We start from the raw sequence: 25,939 nt of genomic DNA, 5'->3' as shown, positions 1-25,939 counted from the left end.
GAACTAATGTTTGGAGATATGGTGAGCATCGTCCTTGAAGGAAAGCCAGATAAAAACCTTGTTCTCGTTACCGGTCGCGCACATCCGAAGCTTGCTCGTGATGTAGCTGATCAGCTTGGAATTGATGTACTTGAAACTACGGCATACGATTTTGCTAATGGTGAAATGTATGTTCGCTATACGCAATCTGTGCGTGGTACAGATGTATTCGTGCTTCAAAGCCACAGTGATCCTGTTAACAAGTCCATTATGGAACAGTTAATTATGATTGACGCTTTGAAGAGGGCTTCTGCTCGTTCAATTACTGCAGTATGCCCGTTGCTTGGTTATTCTCGACAAGATAAAAAGCATCGCGGTCGCGAACCTATTTCTTGCCGCTTGATGTTTGATTTGCTAAAGACTGCTGGTGCTGATCGCATTATGAGCGTCGATTTGCATGCAGCTCAGTCTCAAGGATTCTTCGACGGTCCTGTCGATCACTTGATTGCTATGCCAGTTTTGGTTGATTACGTACGTGATCGTTTCCGCGATGATCTTGCTAATGTGACTGTCGTGTCTCCTGATGCTGGTCGTATTCGCGTAGCAGAACAGTGGGCTCAACGCTTAGGCGGCGGTCCTTTGGCTTTTGTGCACAAAACTCGCGATATCACTTGCCCTAATAAGACGGTTGCAAATCGCGTCGTTGGTGACGTTGCTGGACACGATTGCGTTATGGTTGACGACTTGATTGATACTGCAGGAACTATTGCAGGAGCTTGCAATGTGTTGAAGGAAGCTGGAGCTAAGTCTGTTACAGTTGTTGCAACTCACGGCGTGCTTTCTGGTCCCGCAGTCGAGCGTTTGAAGTCTTGTGGTGCTAGGGAAGTTGTTTTGACTGATACTGTGCCAATTCCAGAAGAGAAGCGTTGGGATGGTTTGACTGTTCTTTCAATTGCTCCGCTTCTTGCAAGCGCTATTAAAGCAGTGTTTGAGGATGGTTCGGTTGCTAAGCTTTTCGACACTTATCCTGAGCATCACGGACAAGGATTCTTATTTGCTTAAGTATTGATTTCGTACGGTTTGCTTTTCGGCACGCCAATTTGACGTTTTTCGATATTATGGCATAATAGTGACTTGGCGGTTTTTCCGCCGTTCCCTCATGGTGTAATGGCAGCACACGGGTCTTTGGAACCCTTTGTCTTGGTTCGAATCCAGGTGAGGGAGCTTACTTGAAGCGCTACTCGTTAAATCGGGTGGCGTTTTTTGTTTTGAACGCTGCTAATAAGTAATAGAATTACATACAGCGAAATTTATTGAAATAGTATAAGGAGCGTATGCGTGGAAAAGCATGATGTAACTGCGGCAATAATTTTGGCAGCAGGCGATGGGACGCGTATGCGTTCAGAAACTCCAAAAGTACTACATCCATTTGCTGGTAAAACATTTCTCAATCGTGTTATGGATGCCATGAATGGCGTAAATCCTAAAAAACTAGCTGTAGTTGTGCATGCTCAGGCTGAACGCGTAGCTGCTGCTGCTATTAGCTATAACGAAAATGTGCATATTGTAAATCAGGACGAAACTCCTGGAACCGGCAGAGCAGTGCAATGCGCTATTAAAGATCTTAACGAAATTGCTAAAAACGAAACCGGTGAAGCATTAAAAGGAGCTGTGCTGATTGCCGCAAGCGATATGCCGCTACTTGATACGCAAACTTTGCAGTCTTTAGTTGATTTTCACAATAATAATAACAATGTGGCAACAGTTCTTACAGCAGTATTAGACGATGCAACTGGATACGGTCGTATTGTGCGCGAAGCAAACGGTGACGTTTTGCGTATTGTTGAGCATAAAGATGCAAATGCTGGAGAGCTTGCTATTCATGAAGTGAACACTTCTGTATATGTATTCGATGCGACTGTATTATGTGACGCAATTGCAGATCTTAACTCTCAAAATGCTCAAGGTGAGTTCTATTTGACTGATGCTTTGGAACATGCTCGAAAGTTTGGTCATGTTGGCGCAATGTCTGCTCCAGATCCGCTTACTGTAGAAGGCGTAAATAATCGTGTGCAATTAGCTGCACTCGCAAAAGCACATAATAAGCGTGTGTGCGAAAAATGGATGCTTGAAGGTGTAACTATTCTCGACCCTGATACTACTTGGATTGAAGATAGTGTTACGCTCGCACAAGATGTTACTGTGCTTCCTGGATGCTTCCTTCAAGGTCGTACTACGGTTGCAAGTGGTGCTGTAGTTGGCCCTTACACGACTCTTATTGATGCGCAAATTGATGAGGATGCTGTGGTTGAACGTTCGCGCGTACAGGAATCGCATATTTGTAGAGCTGCAAACATTGGTCCTTGGACGTATTTGCGTGCAGGAAACGTACTTGGTGAGGAAAGTAAGGCAGGAGCTTTCGTAGAAATGAAGAAAGCTCATATTGGAAATGGCACTAAAGTACCTCATTTAAGCTATATTGGCGATGCTGATTTGGGTGAGCATACGAATATTGGCGGCGGTACGATTACTGCAAATTATGACGGAGTGCATAAGAATCATACTACGATTGGTTCTGGTGCTCACGTTGGTGCAGGAAACCTGTTTGTAGCACCGGTTACTGTGGGAGATGATGTTACTACCGGCGCTGGATCGGTGGTACGTCACGATGTTCCGGCTGATTCTATGGTGTACTCTGAAAATACTCAGCATGTAGTCGAAAATTGGAAGCCAGCTTGGGAACGCTAAAAAGCGTTTGTTGGAGAATTAAGGAGTAGTAACGTTATGACAGCTTTAGAAAGCTCAATTAGTGCAATTCGTATTGCTGCCGCTGCTGCAGACCGTTTGAAAGCAACGAACGAGCAGGCTTTTGATGTAAGCGATTTGCTTGGTATTACGGATGCTATGTTAGTTGTTTCTGCTTCAAACGAGCGTCAAGTATTGGCTGTTGCAGAAGAAATCGAAAAAGACTTGTACTTGAAAGACAACAAGCGCAAGGCTTTATCTCGTGAAGGCTTGGAATTAGCACAGTGGATTTTGCTTGATTTTGGCGATTTTGTGGTTCATGTAATGCATGAGGAAGCACGAGCATTTTACCGCTTGGAACGCCTGTGGAATGATTGCCCAGCAATCGATTTGCAACTGCCAGAGCATGCTAGCGAAACTGGAGATGCTATCGAAACTGGAGATGCTATCGAAACTGAAGATTCTAGCAAAACTGAATAATAAGGAGAAAGTACGGTACAAACCATGGTTGATTTCGTAGAAAATGTTGCGAGTAACGTAAATAATTCCATTAATAGTGCGCATGAAGGAATTGCTCGTTCTGTTATGCTTATTCGCCACGGTCAAACTCCGTATAATGCACAGTTCCGTTTGCAAGGCATGATTGATATTGCTTTGGATGAGTCTGGAATGGATCAGGTGACTCGCTCTGGAAAAGCTTTGCGCGTGCTTTTTGGTGCTTCTGATTTAGAAGATCCAAAGGACCCGAACAGCGCTGAACACGTGCGCATTACGCCGGAAGAAGCAGACGCGAGTTTTGTGGCGATTGTTTCTCCACTTATTCGTGCTCAACAGACTGCTCATGCTTTTGCAGATAAGATTGGGCTTCATGTGCATGTTGAAAATGGTGTGCGCGAGCGTTTCTTTGGCGAGTGGGAAGGTTTGAATCGTCAGCAGATTAGCGAGCAGTGGCCGGAAGATTTCAAAGCTTGGGTTGAAGGTAAAGGCGGAGAGCTTCGTCATGGTGCTGAACCTAAGCAGGAAGTAGGAGAGCGCGCTGCTACTGCAGTAGAAGATTGGACTCGCAAAACTGGCGCAGACCGCGATTTGCTAGTGTTTTCGCATGGCTCTTGCCTTTCGCAAACTGTTCATAAGCTGCTTGGATTAGATAAAGTAGATCCTTCTTACAAGACGATTGGCGGCATGGGAAATGGTCGCTGGGCGCGCTTAATTCCAAGTCTTAACGCGGATGGTTCGATTCATTGGCGTTTAGATGCTTATGATCAAGGTCCTGCAGCTGACCCTACAAGCCAGCGTCTTATTCGCATTTGGGGAGCGGCTTAATCTGCGTAATATCTCCTTTTTACCGCTTAATTACCGAAAGCTACCGTTTAGCGATTTTGTAAAGACAGACTATTTACAGTGCCGTATAGTCAAAATTACAAAACAAAAAGCTAACAAACGCTAACAGTAGTGCACGGAAAGGAGGCTTGATGAAAGTAACTATTGCTATTGTTCCGCCTGAGGAAGAGCAGTCAGTTCAGTTGTCAATTCACAATATTGACGATGAGCTTAAGCGCATTATCGCTCAGTTACAAAGCATTGACTCAAATGATGCAAATGTAAGAAGTGCTGAAAATAATACTGAAATTAATACTTCAGATAAATTAAGCAATAATAATCCATTCATATACGGTTATATTAACGATTCGATTATTGTTATGCACGAGCCGGATGTGATTATGATTTGCGTTGAAAATTCGCGCGTAATCATTCACAGTGATAAAGGTGAGTGCGTTTCTTACAAGCGCCTAATGGATTTCGACAATCCGCAATTCGCGTCGTTTGTGCGCATATCTAAATCCGCAATCGTGAACTTGAATCGCATTGTTCGAGTCGATCCAGGATTCGGCGGAAGTATGAGCGTAAAAATGGACGACGGAAGCGTTGAGTGGATTAGTCGCCGCTGCTTAGCTGGGTTCAAAAAGCGCTTGGGAATGTAGTTTTAAGCGTAGTCGAATATAAAACTATCAAAATTTTTAATACTAATTTTTAATACAAGATTTTAATACTTAAAAAGGAAACGATTATTATGGAAAAGCAAGTTACAACTTTTGGTAAAACAATGGTAAAAAACATTGTTAATGGCATTGGCATAGGGTGCACTATTTTTACTGCAATCAGTTTTGTGTCGAGCTTGTTAGCAAATACTGCGGTTGGAAACAGAATTGCATCTTATGCTGTAGCAACGTTTGTTATAGGCATAAGCTATGGAGTATTCGCTATTTTTTGGTCGAATGAGCGTATGTCAAATCTTGCAAAGTTCGTTTTTGCACTAGTACCACCAATTGCTATTCAATTTATTGTATCGGTGATTGTTGGATGGATTTCGTTCAAAGATGAGCCAGCTGTGATTTGCGGATGGATTGCGTTCACTGTTATTTTCCCGATTGCGATTGCTGCAATAATTTATTACTTCGAGAAGAAGAAAGCGGAAGAAATGAACACTAGACTGCAAGCATTGCGTAAAGAAAGCAAGTAAAATAGTTACAACTAAATAATCAAGTAAAGAATTGAGTGGTGTTCATCTTCGCCGTTGAGGACGAACGCCACTCGATATTGTATGACGCCTACTATAGACGTACTAATTCGGCGTTTTGCGCGACGACCTGCTTTCGCGCTCAGAGCGTAGCGCGCGAAAGCAGGTCGGAGCGGAAACTCGCTAAAGTTGGAAGTCCAGTGGACTTCCAACGCGAGTTTCGTAGCGAGCGCGTTAACCGAGCGAGCGTCCTTCGTTCAGTGCGAAAAATCTCAAATCTCTACCACACTAATATCCACACGACTGAATAACTACGCACTAATCTTTTGCAATAGTTTTGCCGGCAGTAGCTCCAGAAGTCAAGTCCTGAATCTCAGTGATTTCCATAACTGGAACTGCAGCCGGCTTCTTCGTACCTTTTTCTTCAGCCATACGCACTTGCTCTTCGTAAATCGCGTCATCAGTGTGAAGGGTAACGGTTCCGCGGAAGCGATAGCCCTTCTTTTCTGCCAAATTAGCAACTGCTACAACCAGCTGGCTGCCGTCTTGCAAGTTCTTATAATGCTGACCTGCAGTGCGCTCGTGGTAGGCAAGATGGTTGTCGTCGAGTACGAACATAGACATTTTTGGTCCCAAATCAAGCTCGCCATCTTTGCTCACTGTTGTAATCCAAGCCAAATTATTCGCAATAAATTCTTTCATATCTGCGCTAAGAGTTGCCATAATATTCCTTTCCTAACAAGATTGCGCACTTTCTTCGTACGCAATTTATAAGCCTACATTGCTACATTACGCTGATTTAAAAGTGTATACGAGCGTGTAGCGTAAAAAAATTGTAAGTTGTGATATAAATCACCCAATTCTTTAATAGTTTCGTGGGCGAAATTTATACAGCAAAATACTTGATTGCCACTGTTTTCTGAAGCGTATATCGGAAATTTTACGAAGGAACGCCAGAAAGTTGTACTTTTCACGATTTTATGGCTATTCTGTCTATTTTATAAGCTAAAACGCTTTATAAAAGAAAAATTTTAAAGAATCAACTTTTATAGTTGAAGGGGAACATTATGAAGGTGAAATATGAAACAGCTAAATCTATAGCTGAACCGCTTTCGGATAAATCGGGCATGCCTCAAGGCAAAAGTGTTCATACTGCTCAGATTATGTTGTTGATTTGTGCTGCTATTTGGGGTGGCAGCTATGTTTCTTCAAAATATGCTCTTGAAGTGTTTCCTGTGCAATGGCTTATGGGTGTTCGTATGGTTGGCGCTTGCATGATTATGGCTGTTATTTTTTTCGGTACGCTTCGTAAAACTTTTACAAAAAAGCTTATTGTTCCTTCTTTACTAACTGGAATTACGTATTATGCTACTTTAATTTTGCAAACTGAAGGGTTACGTTCAATTGATCCAGGTCGTAGCGCGTTTTTGACAGCAGCATATTGCGTAATTACGCCATTTTCTGCTTGGTTAATCGTCAAGAAAAAGCCAACTCTTTTAGGATTAGTAGCTGCAGTTATGTGCGTTGCTGGAGTAGGTTTTGTGGCATTAAAACCTGGAATGCTTGTGCTCACATTGTCTTATGGAGATTTTCTTACTCTATTATGTGCTGCAGTTTTTGCTTTTAATCTTACGTTCCTTGCGTATTATTCTCGTAAATATAATCCAGTTACGTTAACTTTTGGGCAATTTGTTGTTTCAGGCGTACTTTTTGTAGCTGGTGCGCTTATTTGTGAGCCTTTGCCAAACTTTAACGCTGCTGATCATTTCTCTATTTTTGCTAATATGTTCTACCTTACAGTAGTAGTAACAGTAGTTGCACAAATTATGCAAAACTATAGTTTGGTGAATCTTTCTACTGCAAACGCTTCTGTGATTATGTGCACTGAAAGTTTGTTCACGCTTTTATTCTCTACTGTTCTTTTTCATGAGCATGTTTCTAACATGGCTTTTGTGGGATTTGCTTTAATATTTGCTGCAATTATTACTGCAAGCTTAGGTGAGCATTATTGTGGTAAAAAAGCGAATTGTGAGCTTTCTTATAAAGATAGAGATTTTGAGGTTGCTAAGTCTTAGGCATTTCAGTTTTGTGTAGATAAGTTTTATGTATATAAGACTTGTGATTTTGTTGTAAGAATGCTCTGGCAATACTGTGCAATTTTTGCGTAGAGTGATACCATCATTGTTGTAATGATGTTGGTAGTGGAATTTGCATATTTGCCATGCATTTTGGCATTATATTCGCATAAATAGTTAAGGTGCATAAGTGAAGAATTTCTTCAAAGGCATATCGTTTACGCAAGTATTAGCTGGATCGCTCGCTGCAGTGACTTCGTTTTTACTTGCTTCGAAAATTGGTATTGCTGGTTCAGTTATTGGCGTAGCTATTGGTTCTATTGTCTCAGCAGTAGCATCGCAGTTGTATCAGAATGTTATTCACGCTTCATCGCGTAAACTTTCGGAAGTAAATCCGAATACTTCTACAGAACAGTCTAATTTTAGTAATGTGTCAGATTCTAGCGTGCGTTCAAATGGTTTAGAGAATGTTGATTCTAAAAGAATTGGAGATGATATTCATATGCAATATTCATCAAATTCGTTGCAATGTAATACTGATCCTTCAGATGACAAAAATATGGCTGTTCAAGATGCAAGATTTGGACGCACTGTTAGTTCGCAAGTCCGTAATCCAGAATTAGAAAATACGCGTATTTTGGAATTGTCGAAATTACGTGAACAGCATGAAGAAGACATGGAACTGTCGGAAGGCACAATTCCAGAGCCGGTGCCGTTATCTAAGGTTGTTAGTGAAAACTACGGTTACTCTTCTGGATCTTACCAAAATAGAAACGATCATCGTACAACAATTGTTGTTGCTGTTATAAGTGCTCTTATAGCTGTTATTGTTACTGCAGGTGCTGTTCTTTTGTTTACACAAGGAAAAGGCACAGACAATATTGATAAGCATGAAGAAATTAGTCATGAGCAGCAGCAAAATCAGCCACAACCTAAGCAACGTCTTAATACGAATACTAATCAAGACCATAAGAAGTCTCATGATGATTCTGATAGTAAAGATGGTAATGAAGATGAAAATGATGAGCATGGCAATGAAAATGCAGATAGTTCGACAGGTGGTCATTCCGATAATGATTTAGGTAGTGACACTAACAATGATTCAGGAACGAATTCAGGTGATGCTGCTAGTGGGAATAGTGGATCGGGTGCTGATAGTTCTGATGCAGGTGCTGGATCTTCGGGATCTACTGGTTCTTCAAACAATGTAACTTCTCCTGGTAATGGTGATCAATCTGGAAGTGCCAATGGTAACTAATTTTCGAATTGGTTCTTGAATTGGTTTGCCGAATTGGCAACTAAATTGTTAGTAGAATTCGCAGGATTTTTAGAATTTGTAAGTTGAATTCGACACGCCGCATTTGGATAGAACGGCTATTTGTTGTAACCTATCAAAGGTTCGTTTGAACGGCATAAGTAAAAACGGGGCTATGGCGCAGCTGGTAGCGCATCTCCATGGCATGGAGGGGGTCGGGGGTTCGAATCCCCCTAGCTCCACAATATTGTTAAGAATGGCTTTATTCCAACGTTTTCAGCGTGTGTCTTACAGTGACGACACACCAAACGACACACCAAATCACCATAGTTATAGGCAATTAGCGCGAGTTAAACCACTCAGCAATGAGCTTCAACACGCTTACTACTATTATACCATTCTTTAAAAGTATAAAAAATTACCCCCCGCATGAAGCGAGGGGTAATTGCTAATTTTCAACTTGTATTCTCAATTAGAGAATACTTTGAGTATACTGCACGCTATTTATTTTCAGTAGGCGTGTCGTTCATCTCTTTGCCGCGCCCGTCCAACTCGGTGTCAGTTTCGGTTGCGGCTGCATGCTTCCCATTGTTGATAGCATTGTCTGCCTGCCCATCAACATAAGTTTTTACACAATCAAGAACAGATAAGATAACTTTTACGACTCGCATGTTCGCAATCTGCACGTTGAACGCTGTAACATTCTCGAAGAAACTAACAGTGTCTGTAATGACGATATACGCACATGCGATCAGCACAAGTGGAACGTGCGTACCGAGGTCAACTTTAGCTTGTGCATAGTCAAACAGGATGCAAACGGCAATAACTAGCACGTACGCGAACTTATGGAACAATCCGTCGCGCATTTTGCTACTAGCCACGCTGTGAGTATAGACTGCTTTTGCAAATCCGCTGATAAAATCGAGCAACACTACTGCGCCTGCGAGCTCGAGGAAAAATATTTCAACGTCATTCATTCTTTTCTTCTCCTATTTGTTATTTTGGCTGGTTGTCTTTGGTTATCCACGTCGCGTTGATGTGCGTGAAACAGTTTTTACCGTCGCCATCCCAGCAGATGCTTCCGTCTGGCTTTACCATGATGCTTCCTGTGCCATTGCCGGATAAGCGGATTGTTGCCAAAGAAACTGGTCGGAAACCTTCAGGGACTTGCTCTCTCGCGTGTATCCATGAGCCGCCGCCGCAAACCACGCAACCGCACCCATTCACTGTGACAACGTTGCCGCATCGTGTGATCCCCATGCGCTGGTCTTGGTTCGTACCCCATGGAATGTGCATAGTAAAGCTGCTAATGTCCCCGTCGTGCTCTATCGGTGACACGTCCGGTTTTGGTGCTGGTTTCGGTGCCGGTGGAGGAGTTGCATGGTCTGATTGAGCGTATTTATTCCACGCCGTGCGGTCACCGTAGAACTTGTTAAGGTCAAGGTTGCCGCCGTAGTTTGGCAACGCTCCAGCACTAGAATATTGGCGTATTGCACAACTATAAGATCCTTCGTTCCAAGGCTCGCTCTGATATCCTGTGTGAGCGGAGTTAGCGTATTGTGCTATCCACAGTCCGCAGTTTGTTGCTTTGCTTACTCGAGCTAACCTGTTGTAGTCGCGTTGACTGCCGTAAAGAAGAGGACGCACGCCAGTAAGGTTATAGACTGTTTGCGCGCACTGTTGCAAGTATGCTGTATTGTCATAGGCTTTGTTGTTGCCGCTTTCAAAATCGAGTGCGAGTATTGCGCGCCCAATGTAAGGTTTTACCGCGTTCACAAAGTATTGCATCTCAGACTGAGCGTTACCGCCACTAATGTAATGGTAGATGCCTAGTAGCTTGCCGCTGTTGAGTGTTGCGTCGGCTTGAGCGCGAAAACACGGACTCGTATACCACGATCCTTCCGTGGCTTTTACTATGACAAAATCAGCCGGTACTCGAGGAATGTTTATTCCTGCTTGCCAGCTTGATATGTCAATGCCGTTTAATGCCATATTTCCCTCCTGTTACTAAAAAAGCCACGCTGTTTGCGTGGCTTAAAAATTGAGTTGTTCGGAATTTTCGAACATGTTCGAAAATCTAATCGTGAGTTAATCGTGCGAAAAATTTTACTGAACGTTGATTTTCCGCGGTTTCTACTTCGATTAATCGTGAGTTAATCGTGCGTATTATAGTCGAGTGGTTTCGGATAAAACCGGATTCTTCGGACGGATTCGGATGGTTTCGGATGGAAAGTATCATACTTTCCGAGTTTTGCCCTTACTGGACTCTTACTGTACTTTTACTGAACTTTCTGAAATTAGTGCCTTTTTTGTCCAGTTTTTGTCCAGTTTGTCCTAAAGTGTCTCATTTTTTGTTTTGAGCTGCTTATAATATGCGTTCATGCTTCGGAGTCGCACGAAGGCGACCCCTAGAATTAAAGATGCGCATAGCCTACGGCTACCCGATGCAGAAGCACGGGAGTGCGCCACCTGCTGCGCTGATTCTAGCGGGCGCGTATGAACCATCAGTGTTGACAGCCGGAATCGCGATATAACTATTGGCGTGCGTGCTTCGCAACCAATACCATCGGTTTGAGCGTATGCGACTGCGATTATCAGTGAAGCAAGCCCACTGCGTGTAAGTTCTAGGGGACTCATTAGAATACTTCGCTGTGCCGAACGCTTCAATCTCAGACGGTGGGAAAACATGCTCATCAAAGTAGTCTACTTTGCCATTAACGTTCGTGCATGGCAATCTCATTTTAAGCACGTAAGGCTTCAAAGAATCAGGCATCGCATGATAAAAATCTTTAAGCTTCCAATCCAATGTAGAGTCAATATAAAGATTATCTACGTCTGAGAACTTCATATTGTCTGGCATCAGCTTGTCCGGCACGAGCAACGCTTCACCGCGCCCGTAGTGGTTAAATTCTGCAATAGTCCAACGGTAAGTCGTACCATTCACAGTCTCATCAAAGTAATCACCAGCGTGTAGAACACTAAAATCCTTATTACGCACACACTGAGCAATAATCTGCGCCGGGCTTGAACCATAGTTTGCGAACGGCTTCCACCCGGGGATTGGTTCAAAATCCGGTGTGATGCGCTTATTCTCATACGCAGAATAAAACGGCATTTGAAAAACAGTCATCCCAGTCTCCTAGTCCGCAAACCAAACAAAAACAAGCTTTAGAGCAGAACCGTTATCATTCTTCTGGTGAGTTGTTATAGTTATTTTTCCTGTTCGCACACCATTCTGTTCTTCAATCTCGAACTCTGGCTGCTGTCTCATATACTCTTTAATACCATCAGCTTGTGGGTAGATGAGAATATGCCCCCCATGTGGTAATTCTTTTAAATCTGTTAGAGTCCAATCCCAAGAACTTGGATTCGTGTAACCGGTCAATGATTGGGGTTTTACTATTGGTGTGCGAATGTTGTTTACTGCTTGTTGTGCGCTATCAGCTTTACTAGCAGCTGCTTGCGCCGCACTATTAGCACTATCCGCTACCGACTGTGCTTTACTAGCAGTCTGAGCCGCATCATTCGCCTTACTCTGTGCTGCGCTACAAGAGTTTTTTAACGAACTAACCTCCGACTCCATAGAGTCAATGCGATTTTTATTGTTATCAGTAGCTTCAATAGCACTGTTAGCTGTGTTTTGAGCGCGTTGAGCTGATCCCGCCGCGTCGTTAGCTTTGCTCTGAGCCTGCTCAGCTGTAGAGCGCGCCGCTTCAGCCGTACTATTCGCCGTACCAGCCACGCTTTTAGCATCTTGAGCCGTCTGTTCGACAGTTTTCAAACGTGTTTCAGACTCTTGCAAAGCCTGCGTAGCCTTACTCGTGGCATCATTCGCCGCCTGTGTCGCACTGTTGGCTGCGCTAGTAGCATTATTCGCCTTACTAGCCGCATCAGCGGCTGCAGACGCTTGAGCGTTAGCCGTACGAGTAGCTTCCAATGCCGCATTATTCGTCTGCTTCAACTCCTCAACCGCACTAACTACTCGCTTAGCAGTCTCGCTAACCTCTTTCACCTGGTCAAGAACGCTCTGAGCTTGAGCCACAGCCGTAGCAGACTCCTGAGCCGTGTGAAGCGCATTGTTTGCTGCTTCAACCGCCTGTTCGCTAGTCTGTTTAGCTTGAGCTACCTCACCGGACACGTTCCTATAAGCTTGTGCTGCTTCATCACACTTTTGCGCGCTAGATGACGCGGTAAAGCCAGCGCGCTGAGCTTTAACAACCTCTTCTCTTAATGCTGCTAAATCGGTTTCAGTTTGCTTGTTTGCGGCTTCTGTTTTCTCACGAACCGCGTCCACGGCTTGAGTCGCACTGTTAGCGCGCTCAACAGCCTGCTGCACTTTACTAGCCGCATCAGCAGCAGCATTCTGCACAGTTTGCTTCAACCCATTCACAGCATCATCAGCGCGCTTTGCTGCTTGGTCAGCAGTCTGTTTACTAGCGTCACACTGTTGGGCAACTTCAGTAGCGTGACTAATCACGTTTTGAGTGTTTTGAGCAGCTTGTGATGCTTCACTTGCCGCGTCCTTTGCTTGTTGTGCCGCCTGTTGTGCCGCGCTAGCCGCATTATTAGCGGCATCAGTAGCATTTTGAGCATTCCGTGACGTTGTTTCATTCTGCTCAATTAAGTGTGAAACGTTGTCGGTTAAAGCGTTGACTTTACTAGCGGCATCATTCGCTGCCTGTGCCGCGTCCTCAAGCTCTTGCCGGTACGACTTACCCTCAGCAGAGCCGGCATCAAACACCGGCTGCTCAACCGTCGCAGTAAAGCTACGAGAGCACACGATCGTCTTATCACGCTTTACTTCAAAACCAAGCGTCACCGTGCCCGGCATACGACAAGCCGCAACCGGAACAGCTACCTGCCAAATGCGACCATCATCAGAATCCTTCGCTTCCATTTTCACGCGGTCACCAATAAGAACACCCGGCTGACGATTCCAACACAAGAACACTTCAACAGTCGAATCGTCAACTGGCACACCATTATCAAGAAGTTGCACGCGGATAATACGCCCATTCTCGTCGCCACCGTTCAAACGAACGTCAGGAATAAACGCGTTCGCATAATCCAATTGGATCACGCTCCACGTAGCATTCTGAAAATCACTCATGATCAGTCTCCTCAGCTTTCACTTCTTTAACTTGAGTCTCTAAAATAGAAACGCGCGCCTGTAAGCGCGCATTATCCAAACTCAAATTCGCAATCATCAACTGCAAATTCGTAATAGTTTGTTTCACTTCAGGATTCATCAGACTTACCTTTCTCTTTATCATTTAATCCAACGCCCAACGCGCTCATAATCACATCAAGCTTCAAATTCATTTCTTTTTGCCAAGGACTCTCGTCCGTAGATGCTATAGCATAATGCGTCTCCGTCTTAATAGTTCGTGTCGCTAACACTGGAGCCGGCTCTGAAGGAACAATTTTTATATCCACCACTCAACCTCCTTTCTAAATGACGAAGCCATTTCTAAAGCCAAAAGTAACCGGTACCCATTCTCTAGCTGTACCGTCTTTGTCCATGCTAGTAGGCAAATAAAAAGTTCGACTATCCATATTCGCGCCATCCTCATAAACACAGTCACTAGCAAGCCCGGCTTTACTAACCTTATGATGCGCAAAACTACAATCCGCGCTGAAGTTAAGCCCTTGTTCCAAGGTGCCGAAAGACGTTGGTGAGTAAGTTAAAGCTGCTTTGTATGCGCCGGCTCCATTAGACTGTATGCCAAAACCAATCAAACAGTCATCGCTTCGCGACCCAAGGAAAAGCACTTTATGCCGCGAATCTGTGTAATCGATAATGCCAATTCGACCATACTTGTTATTGCCTGAAGTGAAATGCATGCCATTTTCTTCTAAAGATAGCGTGCGATTGTGAATCTTATTATTGGCAATCGTCATGCCACCAATCTCACCACGAGATATGTGAATAGTAGACGTTGTCAAATCCCACCAGTTCGAATTCGCATAATCCTGAATGCGCCCAGCTTTAATCAAACCCGCGTTGAGCGAGCCAGTTTTCAAGTAAGACGCGTTCAAATAGACTTGACCACCGCTCAAATAAATACCCTGCGTTTGCCCGCCATTCGTGAGTTTGTTGAAAATAGCTTCCTGGGTTAGTGACTCGTTCATCTTCGAAATCACACCATCAGCACTATCATCAACAATCTGCTGAACCGTCTTGCCACCAATCTTCACCGACGCTTGCAACGAAAACTCGCCAGTGTCAAGATTCCAAAAATTCTTACCAACTGCATCGCTCAAAATACCAGTGTAAATACGATTAGCAAACAGTCCATGACCATCACAAACAGTCTTCCAATCCCAATCGCCATTAGGTTTCAAAGAATCCGCTATACGCCAAAAACCGCCACCAATCTGAATAGCGTTAGTAGGATGAGCATCCTCACCCTTATCATAAACAAAAATACCCTCATCCGGAGTAAAATACGTATAACCGCCACGAGCATTAAGAACCTCATTCAAACGCCCAATAAGATCACGAACATATAAGCCGTTGCCCTCAGCAACCGCATTCCACTCACTAGACTGAGCGATAAGCGCATCAAGCTTCTGCTCCTGAGCGCGTCTTTTTTGTGTGTAAGACTCGTGAATATTACCAAGCGTAATACGAGTTGCATCAACCGAATCGAGTAAGTCTTCCTCAATTTTCAGCACGCGCCCTTCAACACGAATAGGAGGAGTGAACGTAGCATCAACAATTTGCACTGTGTCACCAACGCCAACAGCATCAGAACTAAACCCAATTTTACCAAGCGAAACCACATCTGCTTCATAAGTTAATTGAGGTTTTGACAGCTTATCTAAACATTCTTTGCCTTTTTTAAATAACAAGTTAGCGTCAGAAATATCATCAAAAATAACTTCACCATCAAGAGACAGCATACCTCCAAGCCCGTCAGGAACTCCCCATAGCCGAGTAGCTGCAACATCTTCAACGTATGGTAAATCATTATTAACATCAACAATACTCACACGAGATTGAGTATCGCCGCCACCCATAGTTTTTTTACGCAACTCTGATAACGCTTTACATGCGGCGCGGCGCTCCTGCTCAAGGCGATGAGCTTTTTCGCGCTCAATCTTATGTTCTAAAACAAGCTGATGTTTTTGCTGCCGAGCTTCCCGCTGCTCCTCAACCCTTTGTTTACGTATTTGTGCGTTTTGTAAACGTTCTAAACGTTTCTGCTCTGATATGCGCTTCCTTTCAGCGCGCCTGATAGCAGCCTGCTGCCGTCGTACAATTGCTGCAGCCTTACGTTCTGCAGCGCGCCGTTGTCTCTCAGCTTTACGTGCTGCACGCTCAGCCTTATTCTGAGCTATCAGTGCTTTCCGTGCCGACCTGCGTTTAGCGGCATCAAAATTCTTACCACTACCATTAGCTTTCCTGCCGCCACCTTGTGCTGGAGGAGTATAAGGAACGTAATTCGGATTCCAATTATCAAACCCACTCATAATTCAACCCCCTCATTGTCCTCAAAACCTGTTTTACTATTCTCTGTTTTCTGTTCCACCTGACTAACACTCTTGCCCCACACGTACAAGCGTGTAATAACATTCGCAGAATTAATAGTGCGTTTAATGCTTTTCAAATCGCGCGAATACTCAAAACGTTTCACCGGTGTTTTACCGCCACGATGCTCAACAGCATTAATGCTACGTGAAACAACATGATTTCCATCAAGCTCTACACTCGTATACAACTCAAGGTTAAAAGTCTTACAAGTAGCTTGTAATGCTTTAAGAACATTAGTGTGATAAAACGCGTAGTTCCCCTGAGCGGTTTCAGTCGCACCATTTTCAACATATTTAACATCCCACCGTGTGCCAGCTAATAAATCTTTAAAACGACCTTCAGCAGTTGCCGCAGTTCCACGCAAATCCTCAACATAAACACTGTTAAGTTCAGCAATACTGTTCGCGCATTGAATTGTAATAGTAGGCTGTTCTTCACCCCTAATAGCTTGCACAGACTGCACTAAATACTCAGCTCCAATGCCTTGACCGTCAGTAAAAACAATCCTGTCACCTTTTGTAACAGGACAATTAGAGCAAGTAATGTCAAGAGTGTCAGAACCGTCAACACTACGACACCGTTTTGCCATAGTTACACCATTAAGAACACCAACCAGCGTACCGTCACACTTGCTGCAGAAAAATTCCATACATCACACTCCATAAACAAAAAGTGGCGTGAAACTCATCACGCCACTAGCACCAGTAACACTTAAATCCACAATCCCCGGTATGAGGGGGAAAAAGTCACTTTGCAAAGTCGGAACAACAATAGTCCCATTCATTCTTGCAACTCGTGCTTGCGGAGTTGACTCAATCTCTAGTGTTGCACCGTCAGAAAGCCCCTCAAACGTTAGAAGTTTTGACGAGCTAGAACAGTTAATAATAACCTCGTCACTAGCTGCTTTGAGCTTAAAATGAGGGAAACAAGGACGGTCACCATCAACAGCAATGTGAACATCACCACTAACACTCACAGTCGTTGGAACTCCGTACGCGAACGGCTCAGCCGTTAAAACTAGATCACACTTATACTTTGCCGTATTGCCGAATGCGAACACTGGCTGCCAGTTTTTAAAAGTCGCATACCCTCGCCAAGTTGGAGAACTCCCACACTGAACAGTCATAAGACTTCCGGTTAACGCTGCAAGATTAGCTTGCATACGTGCAATATCTTCAACATGCCCAATAGTGCACATTGTTAGCGTAACAGTACGCTCTTTTAACGGAGCGTTACCATCCTCGTCGCGAAGCGTCGTGTCCACGGCAATACTGCTGCCGGGTACGCGCTGAAATTTAACTATAGGCTCAGGCGCGCTTACACGCATGCCCGGATAACATACTGAAAAGCCTAGTTCTTCAATAGGGGAGCCGTTAATTCTAACTGCGCCTTCAAAACTCATTTTTCACCTTCCTAAATCTATCATGTGAGAAAGTTCTCGGCTCATAGGCGTAGCAAGCAGCCCAGCCATTACTTCACGACCGTTAGCATCAAGCTTGAGTTTTACTCCATCGTCAAAAACGCTGCGCATTGCTTCAGCAACGTTAGAATTAGCCACACACCCTGACGCGACCAGCCTGTCGTTTAACGCGCGCATATCGTTTCGTAACCCATTCACAGCGTTCACGAGCATATCCCCACCAGTATTAGATGCTGGTTTCTCAGATCCTGCAATAGAGTTCCCGTAGTTTAAACGGTCAAGCATGTTCACGCCAATGCGCTGAACCGCGGCGGCTGTCATAACGTACTCACCGTTAGAAAGCATCGCTGGAATACTATCTGATGTACCAGTACCAGCACCATACACGACACCACCATTCGCGCGATGAACTCGAGCATTGACGTGTACGCTAGCGTTATTAATCGCATTTATAGCACTCCAAACCTCATTGGCGTTCGCTCTAAAATACACAGTTTTATCTCTTAACCGTGCGCTTTGTGCGCTGTTAAACTTGTTTTGGAAATCAGTTTTATTACCTTTGAGTTTGACAGTCTTGTCCGGCACTTTAGCTGCTTTAGCTTTAGACATAGTCGAGTCAAGATTACGCTTATCACCTTTGAGTTTGACAGTCTTGTCCGGCACTTTAGCTGCTTTAGCTTTAGACATAGTCGAGTCAAGATTACGCTTATCACCTTTGAGTTTGACAGTCTTGTCCGGCACTTTAGCCTTACTAACATCCGCAATAGCTTTTTTAGCCTGCTTAGTGTCAGCTTTAACTTTTGCCTTAACTTCAACCGGCTTCATTTTTTTAACCGCATCAAGAGCGGTCTGAAGCTGTTTCTTATCAAGAGTAAGAGTCAGCTTTTTAGGGTCAAGCTTTGCTTTTGATACTTTAGCAATAGCATCAAGAGCCTTCTTGTTGTTGCCAGTAATCTCAAACTTACCGCCTTTAAGGTTTTTTACAGATAGATTCTGTTTTTTAAACACTTCACTAAAGTTGTCTTTTGCGGTAACTTTTGCTTCAACATTAGACTGTTTCGCAGCCCCAATCAGCTTCATGAGCGCATCATGACTAATACCCCAAGCTTTTGCGAGCGCAATTGCTCTATCCTTGCTCATGCCTGTTTTTTGAGCAAGGTCAACGAACGCGGCACTGCCTTTGTCGAATGCTTTGGTTACATTTTCAACGCTTTCACCGTTTTTAGCCATCGCTTCAGCGGTTTCGAATGTTTGCTTAGCAAGGCTTGTGAGCGCGCTCATGTTTTTATCGGCAGCATCAGTGTTATCCATCCAATGTTTACCGGCTTCTGCAACGCTTTTACTACTTTCGCGTATTGTTTTATCCAAGTTTGTGAGTGCTTGGTCAGCGTCCATTGCGAAACCGTAGTATTTTTGCATTGCTTCAACATTATTGTTGATGGCTTCTGCTTGAGCGTTGATAGCGTTTTTACTAGCACCGAATTTTGCTATAAGAATGTCTTCTACTTTAGCGACTTTTAATATTTCACCACTGTTTTTGGCTGCGGCTTCCGCGCCCTTCATGAGCGCGTCCGCGTGCTGCGAAGAAGCTAGCGCATTTGCTTTCTGCTGCGCTTGTTCCTCTTTCATCGCGTTTTGTGCGTCTTTAACGCTCTTTTTTGCTTGATCAAACGCTTCCTTAAGAATGTTGACAGATTGTTTTGTGATTCCGCCGAACCTGTCTGGAGTAGAGTTTTTCCAAGTCTTATCTAAGGCTTTATTGAAAGACGTGACAGCGGTTTTGCTGCCTTTGACTGCGCTAACAAACGTGTCCATGCTTACGCCGCAAGTTTTAAGAGCGTCAGTAAAATTCTGAGTGCCTTTTGTAAACCAGCTGACTCCATCATTGCCGTTTTTTAATTCATCAGCAAGCTTACGATATACGTCACCACTATTACGCACAGTATCTTTTAGTGCATCAGTCTGCTTTTTGGCAGCATCAGCTTTAGCTTGCCACATCACAAAACCAATCGCTGCTGCCGCTAATGCAGCAACAAGAACTCCTGTTGTGACAGCAGTTAATCCGAGAACGCCAGCCTTAAAAACACTCAACCCAGAACTAGCCCCAGCAATCTTGTACCCAATACTTGAAAAAGTATCAGTTGCAGTACTGCTTAAGCTCCTAAAGGCTGATTCAAGTCCTGCACCAAGTTTTGTGCTCTTCAACAGCGTAAATAGCCGCTTTGCTTTACTGCCTATAAAGTCAAAACTCTTAGCAACAACGCCACCATATCTAGAACTTTTACGATACATGTCATACAGTCCAGCACCAATACCGACTAGCGCGGTTATTGCAATGACGGCTTGCTGAACTTCAGGAGGTAAGGCTGCGAATGCGTTAACAAGCCCGGTAACAGCCCCAATCATGCCGCTTATAATACCTTTGCCGCCGCTGCCGATTTTAATAAGCATGGTATCCCACGCATTGCCAAGGCGAGTGAGCTGACCTTTGAGATTATCCATCTGAGTGTTAGCAACTTTTGACGCGAACCCCTGTTGGTTAATCATCTTCGTATACTTTTCAACACCCTTTGCGCCCTGCTCATACAAAGTGTTAGCGGTTGTCAATGCTGCGTTAGAGAAAATACGTCCAAGAGCAGCATTTCGTTGCGCCTGAGTTAAATGCCCAAGCTTATCATGCAACTGTTGAGCAACACTCGCTAAGCCAACAAATCTGCCTTGAGAATCATAAATCTGCAATCCAAGCTTCTTAATAGTACCCTGCGCTCGAATAGACGGTGCAACAAGATTCTGAAGCATAGCATTAAACTTTGTACCAGCGTCAGAACCAACCAAACCTTTAGATGCAAACAGTGTTAGAGCGCCAACAGTTTCCTCAACGCTCATTCCGAGAATGTGAGCGTTAACACCAACGTTCTTCAATGCCTCGCCCATATCTTGCACACCACCCTGTGCCATGTTTGCACCAGCTGCAAGCAAATCTGCAACATGAGACGCTTTAGAACCAGCAAGCCCGAACTGATTCAATGCAGAAGCCGTCAATTCAGCAGCATCAGCAGCGTTCATCTCACCAGCAGCTGCCAAATCAAGAGCACCCTTCAAACCGCCGCCAATAATATCCTTAACGCTCACACCGGCTTTACCAAGCTCATTGATAGCATTAGCAGCTTTAGTTGCAGAAAACATGCCACTACGCCCAGCATCCAACGCTGCTGTCTCAAGCTTCTTTAACTCTCCAACATTCTCAGTGACGTTAGCCCTAACAGCCGCCATAGCTTGGTCAAACTCGGCAAAGCGACGCGTAGCATCAACACCAATAGCAACAGCAACTGCACCAGCACCAATAGCAAGTGCCCTCATTATGCGACCGGTCTTTTCCCCAGTAGTACCAGCACTCTTTACAAAACTGTCAAACTTTCCAGTCAAGTGTGCTGCCGTTTGGAGTTTTGCCGAGTAGTCAGCAATATCCGCGGTCATGCGAATAGTAATATTCTCGTTTTGCGCCATTTACTCCTCCTCAACTCCAAACGGCACTAGCTTCGTAGTTTGCGAGCGCGTAGTGCCCGGACGGTCATCTTTCAAATACTTTTCCATCGCCTGCTCACGCATAGCACTTACGAAACATGTTTCGATTTTTGCGCGCTCAAACGTGTCATTTACTTTCAAATAATCATGGCAGAACTTAGACGGCATTCCGCACAGTGGGCAAAGAACTGTGTTCTCATACTCATCCAGTGCGAGCATCCATGCGCGTTCTGTTTCATCCCACTCGATAGGGTCGTCATCAGTTGGCTGCCATCCGCAGAATCGCTTATAAGAAATCCCTAGCCTACGTGCAGTTTTTAATTGCGCTACGAGACTAGGGAAATATTCTAAATAAGCTGCGTTAATTCTTTTGGGAATGCGGTTGTTGGTTCGTTAAGATTTTGAATAGTTGTAACAATGTCTGTAATCTGCGAGTCAGCAAGCTTTGGCAATAACTCTTTCACATCATCGTTACTCACACTGCGTTTACTCAGTTTGTATTGCGCTTTAACAATCATTGCCGGGAACGCTTCAAGCGCAGCCTGTTTAACGTTGATTGTTGGAGTATCTTCGTCCTCTTTGTTTTCTGTGTTTTTAATAACGTATTCACTCCACTTAGAGTGGTTTAAGCCCTGTAAAGTGATAGTAATAACGCTACGGTCTGCGAGTTCTTTTGTCTTATGTATTTCTTCCAGTACTTCGTCAGCTGAGCGTCCATCGCGAATAGCGTTTGTTTCGTCCTGCTGCATAAGTACAAGCTCTTGAGTAAGCATGAGCGTTTTTTGCAATGATACAAGGTCAGTTACGATATCAACAGTTAATTGTGGTTGAATGTATTTAATAGGCATAATAAAACTCCAATTAATAGGGGGGTGGGGTATGTTGTGGTGTTAGAAAGTAAAGGCGCGTGCGAGGAAAGGAACAAAAACTCGCACGCGCTTCCCCTATACTTCTTGCCAATCCACCACAAAAACCGGCAAGAAAGAATTATTACTACTGTGCTGAGTTCGACACTACAGTAGAAGATGTAGACACAGCACTAGCAGAATCCACAACAACACTTTCCTCATCAGAAGAAGATGGGTCAGCAGCAAAGTTAATCAAACTCATTTGTCGATTATCCTTAAACGCAGTTTTCAAACCAATAGTTGCCGGGAACACGCTAACAACATCACCTGCCACGAACTCCTCAGACGCTTTCTTACCACGCCTGCGCACAAAGAAACCACGAGCACCCTTAGTGAGCGTTTTAATAGCTTCGTTGTACTTCTCAGCATCCTTAGTGTTAGTGTTATCAATAACATGCAGCTTGCCGTTCTCATACTTTTCCATGCCGTTAATCTTGCCAGCTACAGCATAAGCTTCACGCTCATCGTTAAAAGTTTCCTGCGAATGGTCAAGACTAAACGCATCATGAGAACCCAAGTAAATACTCAAATCAATATTGCCAGACTTCTCCAATTCAGCCACAGTAGGCTTATGAATATCAGCAATACCATTAACAGCCGGAACCCAAATAGTGCGGTGTAAGCCGGCAGCAAGATGTGTTGGAACTTTAGCAATTTCAACTGTCATAATGTCTCCTAAATATTAAATGCGAACCGCCATTCGACGACTCGCACAACATAATTCATATTCTGACTGAGATTCTTCATATCACCCGGGTATGAGCCAGAATCCCTGTAGATGCTCATGCCTTCAATGTTTTGTAGTTTTGCAGCTTCAACCATGTCTATGAGTTTTTCTGCAAGCAAATCAACGCTCAACTGTGAAGCGTTTACAATGCGTGCTTCTATAAGCGCGTACCGTAGTCGCGTTTCGCCGGCTTCACAGTGGGATCTGTTTTGTGGTTTGACGGTAAAAATTACCCACGGTGGGAGAGTGGTTTTCGACAACGGTGCTTGCCCGTCCTCGTAACGTTTCCACCCGTCGGGTAGTTTTATGATGCTTAAAACCTCTTTTCGAGCTTCAAGAAAAGTTGTCATATTTCAACACCAACCTTTCTCATTTCTTCAATCATCGTGTCAAACTCAGGTTGAGCATACTCGTAGAATTTGTGTGTGCCACCACCATGCTCAGAGCCAAAAAAAGCGAAGTTAATAACACTACCCGGACTACCTTTTAATGGTGCTACAGTAGCTGTAACTTCATGAAACTTTTTCTCAATCTCATACGTGATAGGCGTTTCGCGAAAATACCAGTAGTCTGATTTTGCTAAATCAGCTTTAACAGCTTTCTTCACATTGAGTGCTGCGTGAGCAACAATTTTTTCAACCTGCTCATCTTTCACACGAAAAGCCGTATGCAAAGCACCTGCGAACCGTGAAAGCTCAGAAGATTCAAGACGAAACATTATTCTCCACCGCCTCTACAGTCTCAAGATTCGCGTTCAATACCCAGCGTTGCGCCGAAGTAAACGTTTTAGCACTAGTATTCAAAGCCAGCTTAAACACGCGATTCTCAAGAGCCTTATTAACACTATGCTTAACTTCCACAATGTCACCTGGAGCAAGCCCGGACACACTCATAGGAAAGTGAATACCCTGCGTAGAAGAAAGCATAGGAGAACCATAATTCACCTTATCGCTCAACCTCACGCCGTTCGCACTATTAGCACTATTCGCACCATTAGAATCGTAAGCCTGCAACTTACACTTGCCCTCATACACTTTCATATACGATGGCTTCTGCAAAGCAGTTTGCTCATCTAAAACATAGCCTGTTACCCGTTTCACCAGCACAGTATCAAACATGAGCCGTTCAGCCGCCTGTTGAGCACGCTTAACAACACCAAGAACACTCATATAATCCTCACCGCCAAACCAGGAGAACCAAACCGCGAGCGCAACATTTTGCATGTTGCTTCAGGTAGTTGCATTGCGTCTATTAGAGCGTTTTCACCTTGCGTGTAACCAATCTGATAGTCGTCAATGCGCTCATACGCTACGCCTGTGTGTGTTTGCAAACCGCCGTTCTCAGTTTGAGCTAAGCCTGCTGCAACCATGGAACAACAAAGGCGTTTAATATCCTCTGGAATGTTCGTAAAGCCAGCTGTGAATGTTACTTGTACGCTAGTTGGCTCATTAGGGGATGCCCAATCATTGTCACGGTATAAGGAATCCCCAATAAGCTTCCAATTAGTGTCAAGCGCGCCATCAATGAGAACTGATTCAACTTGAACAACCGGACGGAACGGTAATGGTAGGCGTTTGCGGTCAACACCCGGCAATATAACCGTGTGAGTGCCGCGCACAATAGGAGAGCCAGCAGCGGCTGTAATACTGCTACTGGCAACCTCTAATAGTGCTTCAGCTTCGGCTTCTCGCCCGTCAACCTGCACTTTGAAACGGCGGCAATCGTCAACTGTCGCCAAACTCATAATCAGGCAGTCCTAGAAACGGAGCCAGTTGTAGTGAGTTCGCATGTTGCCAAAGCTTCAGGACGAATCACCTTAGAACCGTATACAAGCAAGCCTTTAACAATGTCACTAAAGCCTTTCTCTCTACGCGCTGGATCAATCTTAGAGATTTGCTGCGCGAAAGTAGTAGCAATAGTAGAACCTGCAAGCATAGTATGCTTCGTATCAGTATTGCCTGGCATAAGATTAGTCTGATACACGGTGAAACCGTTCACATTACCAACGAAACCATTGTGTAATGTTGCAGACTCAACAGCAGTATTCTTAACGAAACGGTCATCCAAGAGCAGCATTCCATAAACATCTGGGTCAACCACAAGGAACCTGCCAGTGGTTGGAATATTCTGCTTGCTCAGTCTTGCACCAAGGGAAACAATGCTTTCATACACGTCTTCAGGCTTTGTATAAGTCTTCTTCAAAGCCTTACCAGCCGCCGCCGTAACCATAAGGCTGCCAACATACTTATCAACCTCTGCTGCAAGATTATAGGCGGCACGCTCCTGGAACTTACCTCGCAAATCTTTGCGTGACTGAACAGTATCCAAGTCGTCTACTTCAAAAGCAAACGCCTTAGATTGGTCAATCTTAAGCACACCAGCGTCAACATCAGTAACAGGCTGAATCGTCAACTCGCCATACTTTTTATAATCCTGAATCTGGATATCACCAACACCAGTGATATGTACGGTGTCGCCGTAGGCGCGGATTTCCCCCTCGTAATCATGGTTTGCAAGGTTTGCAAACACAAGAGAATTATTAAGAGTGTTAAGAATCTTAGCACTCCATATTTCTGGGACAAAATGATCAATAGCCATATCTTCTCCTTAAGTAATTATTTGCCTTCTAGAATGTTGTCAAGCCTGCCTTCCGCTTCAGCTTTCACAATCTCACTTGGTGTCATGCCTTTAAGCTGCTCACGCGTAAGCTGCTGAACAGTCTGAGCACGCGCGCCACTAGGAGGCGTACTCACGACACCAGTGTTTGGTTGGCGTTTCGCCAAATATGGACGCTCTTTAACAAGCGCGCCCAAAGCATTATTAATTTCCTCTGAGTTGGTTTCTCCATCATCGGAAACAGTGAATTTTGATAAGTCAAGGAAAAGTGTTGCATCCGCCGGGTTCTCTAGCACACTAGCAGCGGCGGCACGAATTTCACTCTTAAGAACACGCTGATTAGCGTTTACAATAGCTTGTTGCTGAAGTTTCGCAAGCTCTTCAGCCTTCTGATACTCAGCTTCACGACCTTGCAGTTTTGCTAACTGCTCTTCCATGCCCTTGTACTTATCGTTTTGCTTCAACGCATCTTTAAGTTTGCGCTCAAGGTCACGATTGACATGCTGTTGTGCCCTGTATTTCTCATTAGCTTCTTCTTGAGAAAGCAATTGAGGATTCTGCTTCAACTCCTCATCTTGCTGAGAATTATTATCGTTATTATTTTCACCATCTGGCATGGTTTTCTCCTTTCCTT

At 44.2% G+C, this 25,939-nt stretch carries 28 protein-coding genes and 2 tRNA genes; 10 read left to right on the top strand and 20 right to left on the bottom strand.

The features are described 5' to 3' along the window. Positions 1-18 precede the first annotated feature (18 nt). The 7 genes from P0108_RS04560 (at position 19) to P0108_RS04530 (ending at position 5,245) form a co-directional block, all read left to right on the top strand. Entirely contained in the window at positions 19-1,041 is a 1,023-nt protein-coding gene (locus P0108_RS04560; RefSeq protein WP_473730844.1) for a ribose-phosphate diphosphokinase, read from the top strand. A gap of 91 nt (positions 1,042-1,132) precedes the next feature. Continuing rightward, positions 1,133-1,203 (top strand) — tRNA-Gln (locus P0108_RS04555). A gap of 114 nt (positions 1,204-1,317) precedes the next feature. Further along, positions 1,318-2,727 (top strand): bifunctional UDP-N-acetylglucosamine diphosphorylase/glucosamine-1-phosphate N-acetyltransferase GlmU, encoded by a 1,410-nt coding sequence (gene glmU, locus P0108_RS04550; protein ID WP_102703176.1) that lies wholly within the window; start codon positions 1,318-1,320, stop codon positions 2,725-2,727. Between the two features lie 36 nt (positions 2,728-2,763). Next, complete coding sequence (rsfS, locus tag P0108_RS04545) at positions 2,764-3,204, top strand: ribosome silencing factor (protein ID WP_416090853.1); 441 nt, start codon at positions 2,764-2,766, stop codon at positions 3,202-3,204. A 24-nt stretch (positions 3,205-3,228) separates the two neighbouring features. After that, a complete protein-coding gene (locus P0108_RS04540; RefSeq protein ID WP_416090854.1) occupies positions 3,229-4,047 on the top strand; it encodes a histidine phosphatase family protein in 819 nt (272 codons plus the stop codon). A 149-nt stretch (positions 4,048-4,196) separates the two neighbouring features. After that, on the top strand, positions 4,197-4,706 hold the full coding sequence (locus P0108_RS04535) for a LytTR family DNA-binding domain-containing protein (protein WP_004108298.1): 510 nt from the start codon (positions 4,197-4,199) through the stop codon (positions 4,704-4,706). 89 nt (positions 4,707-4,795) lie between these two features. Further along, complete coding sequence (locus P0108_RS04530; RefSeq protein WP_004108296.1) at positions 4,796-5,245, top strand: DUF3021 family protein; 450 nt, start codon at positions 4,796-4,798, stop codon at positions 5,243-5,245. 315 nt (positions 5,246-5,560) lie between these two features. Here the strand turns inward: P0108_RS04530 and P0108_RS04525 are convergent, their stop codons facing one another. Next, complete coding sequence (locus tag P0108_RS04525; protein ID WP_064622004.1) at positions 5,561-5,965, bottom strand: pyridoxamine 5'-phosphate oxidase family protein; 405 nt, start codon at positions 5,963-5,965, stop codon at positions 5,561-5,563. 344 nt (positions 5,966-6,309) lie between these two features. On the opposite strand from P0108_RS04525, the gene P0108_RS04520 reads away from it, so the two are divergent. From P0108_RS04520 to P0108_RS04510, 3 genes are all read left to right on the top strand, one after another. After that, positions 6,310-7,317: a DMT family transporter gene (locus tag P0108_RS04520; protein ID WP_473730802.1), complete on the top strand. Its 1,008-nt coding sequence runs from the start codon at positions 6,310-6,312 to the stop codon at positions 7,315-7,317. Between the two features lie 190 nt (positions 7,318-7,507). Beyond that, complete coding sequence (locus tag P0108_RS04515) at positions 7,508-8,575, top strand: ATPase (protein ID WP_410311104.1); 1,068 nt, start codon at positions 7,508-7,510, stop codon at positions 8,573-8,575. A 166-nt stretch (positions 8,576-8,741) separates the two neighbouring features. Then, positions 8,742-8,814: transfer RNA gene (locus P0108_RS04510), tRNA-Ala, on the top strand. A gap of 258 nt (positions 8,815-9,072) precedes the next feature. Here P0108_RS04510 and P0108_RS04505 read toward each other — a convergent pair. The 19 genes from P0108_RS04505 to P0108_RS04415 form a co-directional block, all read right to left on the bottom strand. Beyond that, the gene (locus P0108_RS04505; RefSeq protein ID WP_119522535.1) at positions 9,073-9,549 is read right to left on the bottom strand and encodes a phage holin family protein; all 477 of its coding nucleotides are present in this window, start codon (positions 9,547-9,549) and stop codon (positions 9,073-9,075) included. 19 nt (positions 9,550-9,568) lie between these two features. Further along, on the bottom strand, positions 9,569-10,564 hold the full coding sequence (locus tag P0108_RS04500) for a GH25 family lysozyme (RefSeq protein ID WP_473730801.1): 996 nt from the start codon (positions 10,562-10,564) through the stop codon (positions 9,569-9,571). Positions 10,565-11,009: 445 nt separating this feature from the next. Further along, complete coding sequence (locus tag P0108_RS04495) at positions 11,010-11,702, bottom strand: DUF6273 domain-containing protein (protein ID WP_473730800.1); 693 nt, start codon at positions 11,700-11,702, stop codon at positions 11,010-11,012. A 9-nt stretch (positions 11,703-11,711) separates the two neighbouring features. Further along, positions 11,712-13,682, bottom strand: a complete 1,971-nt coding sequence (locus tag P0108_RS04490) for an alanine-zipper protein (RefSeq protein ID WP_473730799.1) — start codon at positions 13,680-13,682, stop codon at positions 11,712-11,714. Continuing rightward, on the bottom strand, positions 13,675-13,821 hold the full coding sequence (locus tag P0108_RS04485) for a hypothetical protein (RefSeq protein ID WP_012914336.1): 147 nt from the start codon (positions 13,819-13,821) through the stop codon (positions 13,675-13,677). Before P0108_RS04485 ends, P0108_RS04490 begins: the two co-directional genes overlap by 8 nt. Further along, positions 13,811-14,011, bottom strand: a complete 201-nt coding sequence (locus P0108_RS04480) for a hypothetical protein (protein ID WP_473730798.1) — start codon at positions 14,009-14,011, stop codon at positions 13,811-13,813. The genes P0108_RS04485 and P0108_RS04480 overlap by 11 nt, the downstream gene beginning before the upstream one ends. Positions 14,012-14,023: 12 nt before the next feature. Beyond that, complete coding sequence (locus tag P0108_RS04475) at positions 14,024-16,048, bottom strand: hypothetical protein (protein ID WP_473730797.1); 2,025 nt, start codon at positions 16,046-16,048, stop codon at positions 14,024-14,026. Continuing rightward, the gene (locus tag P0108_RS04470; protein ID WP_041160520.1) at positions 16,045-16,758 is read right to left on the bottom strand and encodes a phage tail spike protein; all 714 of its coding nucleotides are present in this window, start codon (positions 16,756-16,758) and stop codon (positions 16,045-16,047) included. The genes P0108_RS04475 and P0108_RS04470 overlap by 4 nt, the downstream gene beginning before the upstream one ends. A gap of 3 nt (positions 16,759-16,761) precedes the next feature. Then, positions 16,762-17,511, bottom strand: coding sequence for a phage distal tail protein (locus P0108_RS04465; protein WP_012914334.1), 750 nt, complete (start codon positions 17,509-17,511; stop codon positions 16,762-16,764). A gap of 3 nt (positions 17,512-17,514) precedes the next feature. Beyond that, entirely contained in the window at positions 17,515-21,036 is a 3,522-nt protein-coding gene (locus P0108_RS04460) for a phage tail tape measure protein (RefSeq protein WP_416090873.1), read from the bottom strand. Beyond that, the gene (locus P0108_RS04455; protein WP_049762331.1) at positions 21,037-21,273 is read right to left on the bottom strand and encodes a hypothetical protein; all 237 of its coding nucleotides are present in this window, start codon (positions 21,271-21,273) and stop codon (positions 21,037-21,039) included. It abuts the gene before it with no gap. Positions 21,274-21,401: 128 nt separating this feature from the next. Next, positions 21,402-21,902 (bottom strand): hypothetical protein, encoded by a 501-nt coding sequence (locus P0108_RS04450; protein ID WP_119522524.1) that lies wholly within the window; start codon positions 21,900-21,902, stop codon positions 21,402-21,404. Positions 21,903-22,047: 145 nt separating this feature from the next. Next, on the bottom strand, positions 22,048-22,629 hold the full coding sequence (locus P0108_RS04445) for a phage tail tube protein (RefSeq protein ID WP_473730796.1): 582 nt from the start codon (positions 22,627-22,629) through the stop codon (positions 22,048-22,050). Positions 22,630-22,637: 8 nt separating this feature from the next. Continuing rightward, the gene (locus tag P0108_RS04440; RefSeq protein WP_473730795.1) at positions 22,638-23,039 is read right to left on the bottom strand and encodes a hypothetical protein; all 402 of its coding nucleotides are present in this window, start codon (positions 23,037-23,039) and stop codon (positions 22,638-22,640) included. Next, a complete protein-coding gene (locus P0108_RS04435) occupies positions 23,036-23,407 on the bottom strand; it encodes a hypothetical protein (protein WP_473730794.1) in 372 nt (123 codons plus the stop codon). Before P0108_RS04435 ends, P0108_RS04440 begins: the two co-directional genes overlap by 4 nt. Further along, positions 23,394-23,858: a DUF6093 family protein gene (locus tag P0108_RS04430; protein ID WP_473730793.1), complete on the bottom strand. Its 465-nt coding sequence runs from the start codon at positions 23,856-23,858 to the stop codon at positions 23,394-23,396. Before P0108_RS04430 ends, P0108_RS04435 begins: the two co-directional genes overlap by 14 nt. Next, positions 23,855-24,433 carry a hypothetical protein gene (locus tag P0108_RS04425; RefSeq protein WP_421788793.1) on the bottom strand — a complete coding sequence of 193 codons (579 nt, stop codon included), beginning with the start codon at positions 24,431-24,433 and terminating at the stop codon, positions 23,855-23,857. Before P0108_RS04425 ends, P0108_RS04430 begins: the two co-directional genes overlap by 4 nt. Positions 24,434-24,435: 2 nt before the next feature. Then, on the bottom strand, positions 24,436-25,287 hold the full coding sequence (locus P0108_RS04420; protein WP_473730792.1) for a phage major capsid protein: 852 nt from the start codon (positions 25,285-25,287) through the stop codon (positions 24,436-24,438). A 17-nt stretch (positions 25,288-25,304) separates the two neighbouring features. Continuing rightward, positions 25,305-25,922 carry a hypothetical protein gene (locus P0108_RS04415; RefSeq protein ID WP_421788791.1) on the bottom strand — a complete coding sequence of 206 codons (618 nt, stop codon included), beginning with the start codon at positions 25,920-25,922 and terminating at the stop codon, positions 25,305-25,307. Positions 25,923-25,939 lie beyond the last annotated feature (17 nt).

Source organism: Gardnerella sp. c10Ua_244, assembly GCF_055818055.1.
The sequence above is the reverse complement of the archived record's forward strand: the minus strand, read 5'-3'. Positions and strand labels throughout refer to the sequence as shown.

What these genes read in the sequence shown, in the direction of transcription:
- P0108_RS04535 (WP_004108298.1), top strand. Translation starts at nt 4,197, where the DNA reads ATGAAAGTAACTATTGCTATTGTTCCGCCTGAGGAAGAGCAGTCAGTT.
- P0108_RS04435 (WP_473730794.1), bottom strand. Translation starts at nt 23,407, where the DNA reads ATGTTTCGTCTTGAATCTTCTGAGCTTTCACGGTTCGCAGGTGCTTTG.
- P0108_RS04485 (WP_012914336.1), bottom strand. Translation starts at nt 13,821, where the DNA reads ATGAATCCTGAAGTGAAACAAACTATTACGAATTTGCAGTTGATGATT.
- P0108_RS04430 (WP_473730793.1), bottom strand. Translation starts at nt 23,858, where the DNA reads ATGAGTGTTCTTGGTGTTGTTAAGCGTGCTCAACAGGCGGCTGAACGG.
- P0108_RS04460 (WP_416090873.1), bottom strand. Translation starts at nt 21,036, where the DNA reads ATGGCGCAAAACGAGAATATTACTATTCGCATGACCGCGGATATTGCT.
- P0108_RS04415 (WP_421788791.1), bottom strand. Translation starts at nt 25,922, where the DNA reads ATGCCAGATGGTGAAAATAATAACGATAATAATTCTCAGCAAGATGAG.
- P0108_RS04540 (WP_416090854.1), top strand. Translation starts at nt 3,229, where the DNA reads ATGGTTGATTTCGTAGAAAATGTTGCGAGTAACGTAAATAATTCCATT.
- P0108_RS04500 (WP_473730801.1), bottom strand. Translation starts at nt 10,564, where the DNA reads ATGGCATTAAACGGCATTGACATATCAAGCTGGCAAGCAGGAATAAAC.
- P0108_RS04490 (WP_473730799.1), bottom strand. Translation starts at nt 13,682, where the DNA reads ATGAGTGATTTTCAGAATGCTACGTGGAGCGTGATCCAATTGGATTAT.
- P0108_RS04465 (WP_012914334.1), bottom strand. Translation starts at nt 17,511, where the DNA reads ATGAGTTTTGAAGGCGCAGTTAGAATTAACGGCTCCCCTATTGAAGAA.
- P0108_RS04520 (WP_473730802.1), top strand. Translation starts at nt 6,310, where the DNA reads ATGAAGGTGAAATATGAAACAGCTAAATCTATAGCTGAACCGCTTTCG.
- P0108_RS04495 (WP_473730800.1), bottom strand. Translation starts at nt 11,702, where the DNA reads ATGACTGTTTTTCAAATGCCGTTTTATTCTGCGTATGAGAATAAGCGC.
- P0108_RS04425 (WP_421788793.1), bottom strand. Translation starts at nt 24,433, where the DNA reads ATGAGTTTGGCGACAGTTGACGATTGCCGCCGTTTCAAAGTGCAGGTT.
- P0108_RS04450 (WP_119522524.1), bottom strand. Translation starts at nt 21,902, where the DNA reads ATGCCTATTAAATACATTCAACCACAATTAACTGTTGATATCGTAACT.
- P0108_RS04445 (WP_473730796.1), bottom strand. Translation starts at nt 22,629, where the DNA reads ATGACAGTTGAAATTGCTAAAGTTCCAACACATCTTGCTGCCGGCTTA.
- P0108_RS04505 (WP_119522535.1), bottom strand. Translation starts at nt 9,549, where the DNA reads ATGAATGACGTTGAAATATTTTTCCTCGAGCTCGCAGGCGCAGTAGTG.
- P0108_RS04455 (WP_049762331.1), bottom strand. Translation starts at nt 21,273, where the DNA reads ATGCTCGCACTGGATGAGTATGAGAACACAGTTCTTTGCCCACTGTGC.
- P0108_RS04475 (WP_473730797.1), bottom strand. Translation starts at nt 16,048, where the DNA reads ATGAGTGGGTTTGATAATTGGAATCCGAATTACGTTCCTTATACTCCT.
- P0108_RS04560 (WP_473730844.1), top strand. Translation starts at nt 19, where the DNA reads ATGGTGAGCATCGTCCTTGAAGGAAAGCCAGATAAAAACCTTGTTCTC.
- P0108_RS04440 (WP_473730795.1), bottom strand. Translation starts at nt 23,039, where the DNA reads ATGACAACTTTTCTTGAAGCTCGAAAAGAGGTTTTAAGCATCATAAAA.
- P0108_RS04420 (WP_473730792.1), bottom strand. Translation starts at nt 25,287, where the DNA reads ATGGCTATTGATCATTTTGTCCCAGAAATATGGAGTGCTAAGATTCTT.
- P0108_RS04470 (WP_041160520.1), bottom strand. Translation starts at nt 16,758, where the DNA reads ATGGAATTTTTCTGCAGCAAGTGTGACGGTACGCTGGTTGGTGTTCTT.
- P0108_RS04530 (WP_004108296.1), top strand. Translation starts at nt 4,796, where the DNA reads ATGGAAAAGCAAGTTACAACTTTTGGTAAAACAATGGTAAAAAACATT.
- rsfS (WP_416090853.1), top strand. Translation starts at nt 2,764, where the DNA reads ATGACAGCTTTAGAAAGCTCAATTAGTGCAATTCGTATTGCTGCCGCT.
- P0108_RS04525 (WP_064622004.1), bottom strand. Translation starts at nt 5,965, where the DNA reads ATGGCAACTCTTAGCGCAGATATGAAAGAATTTATTGCGAATAATTTG.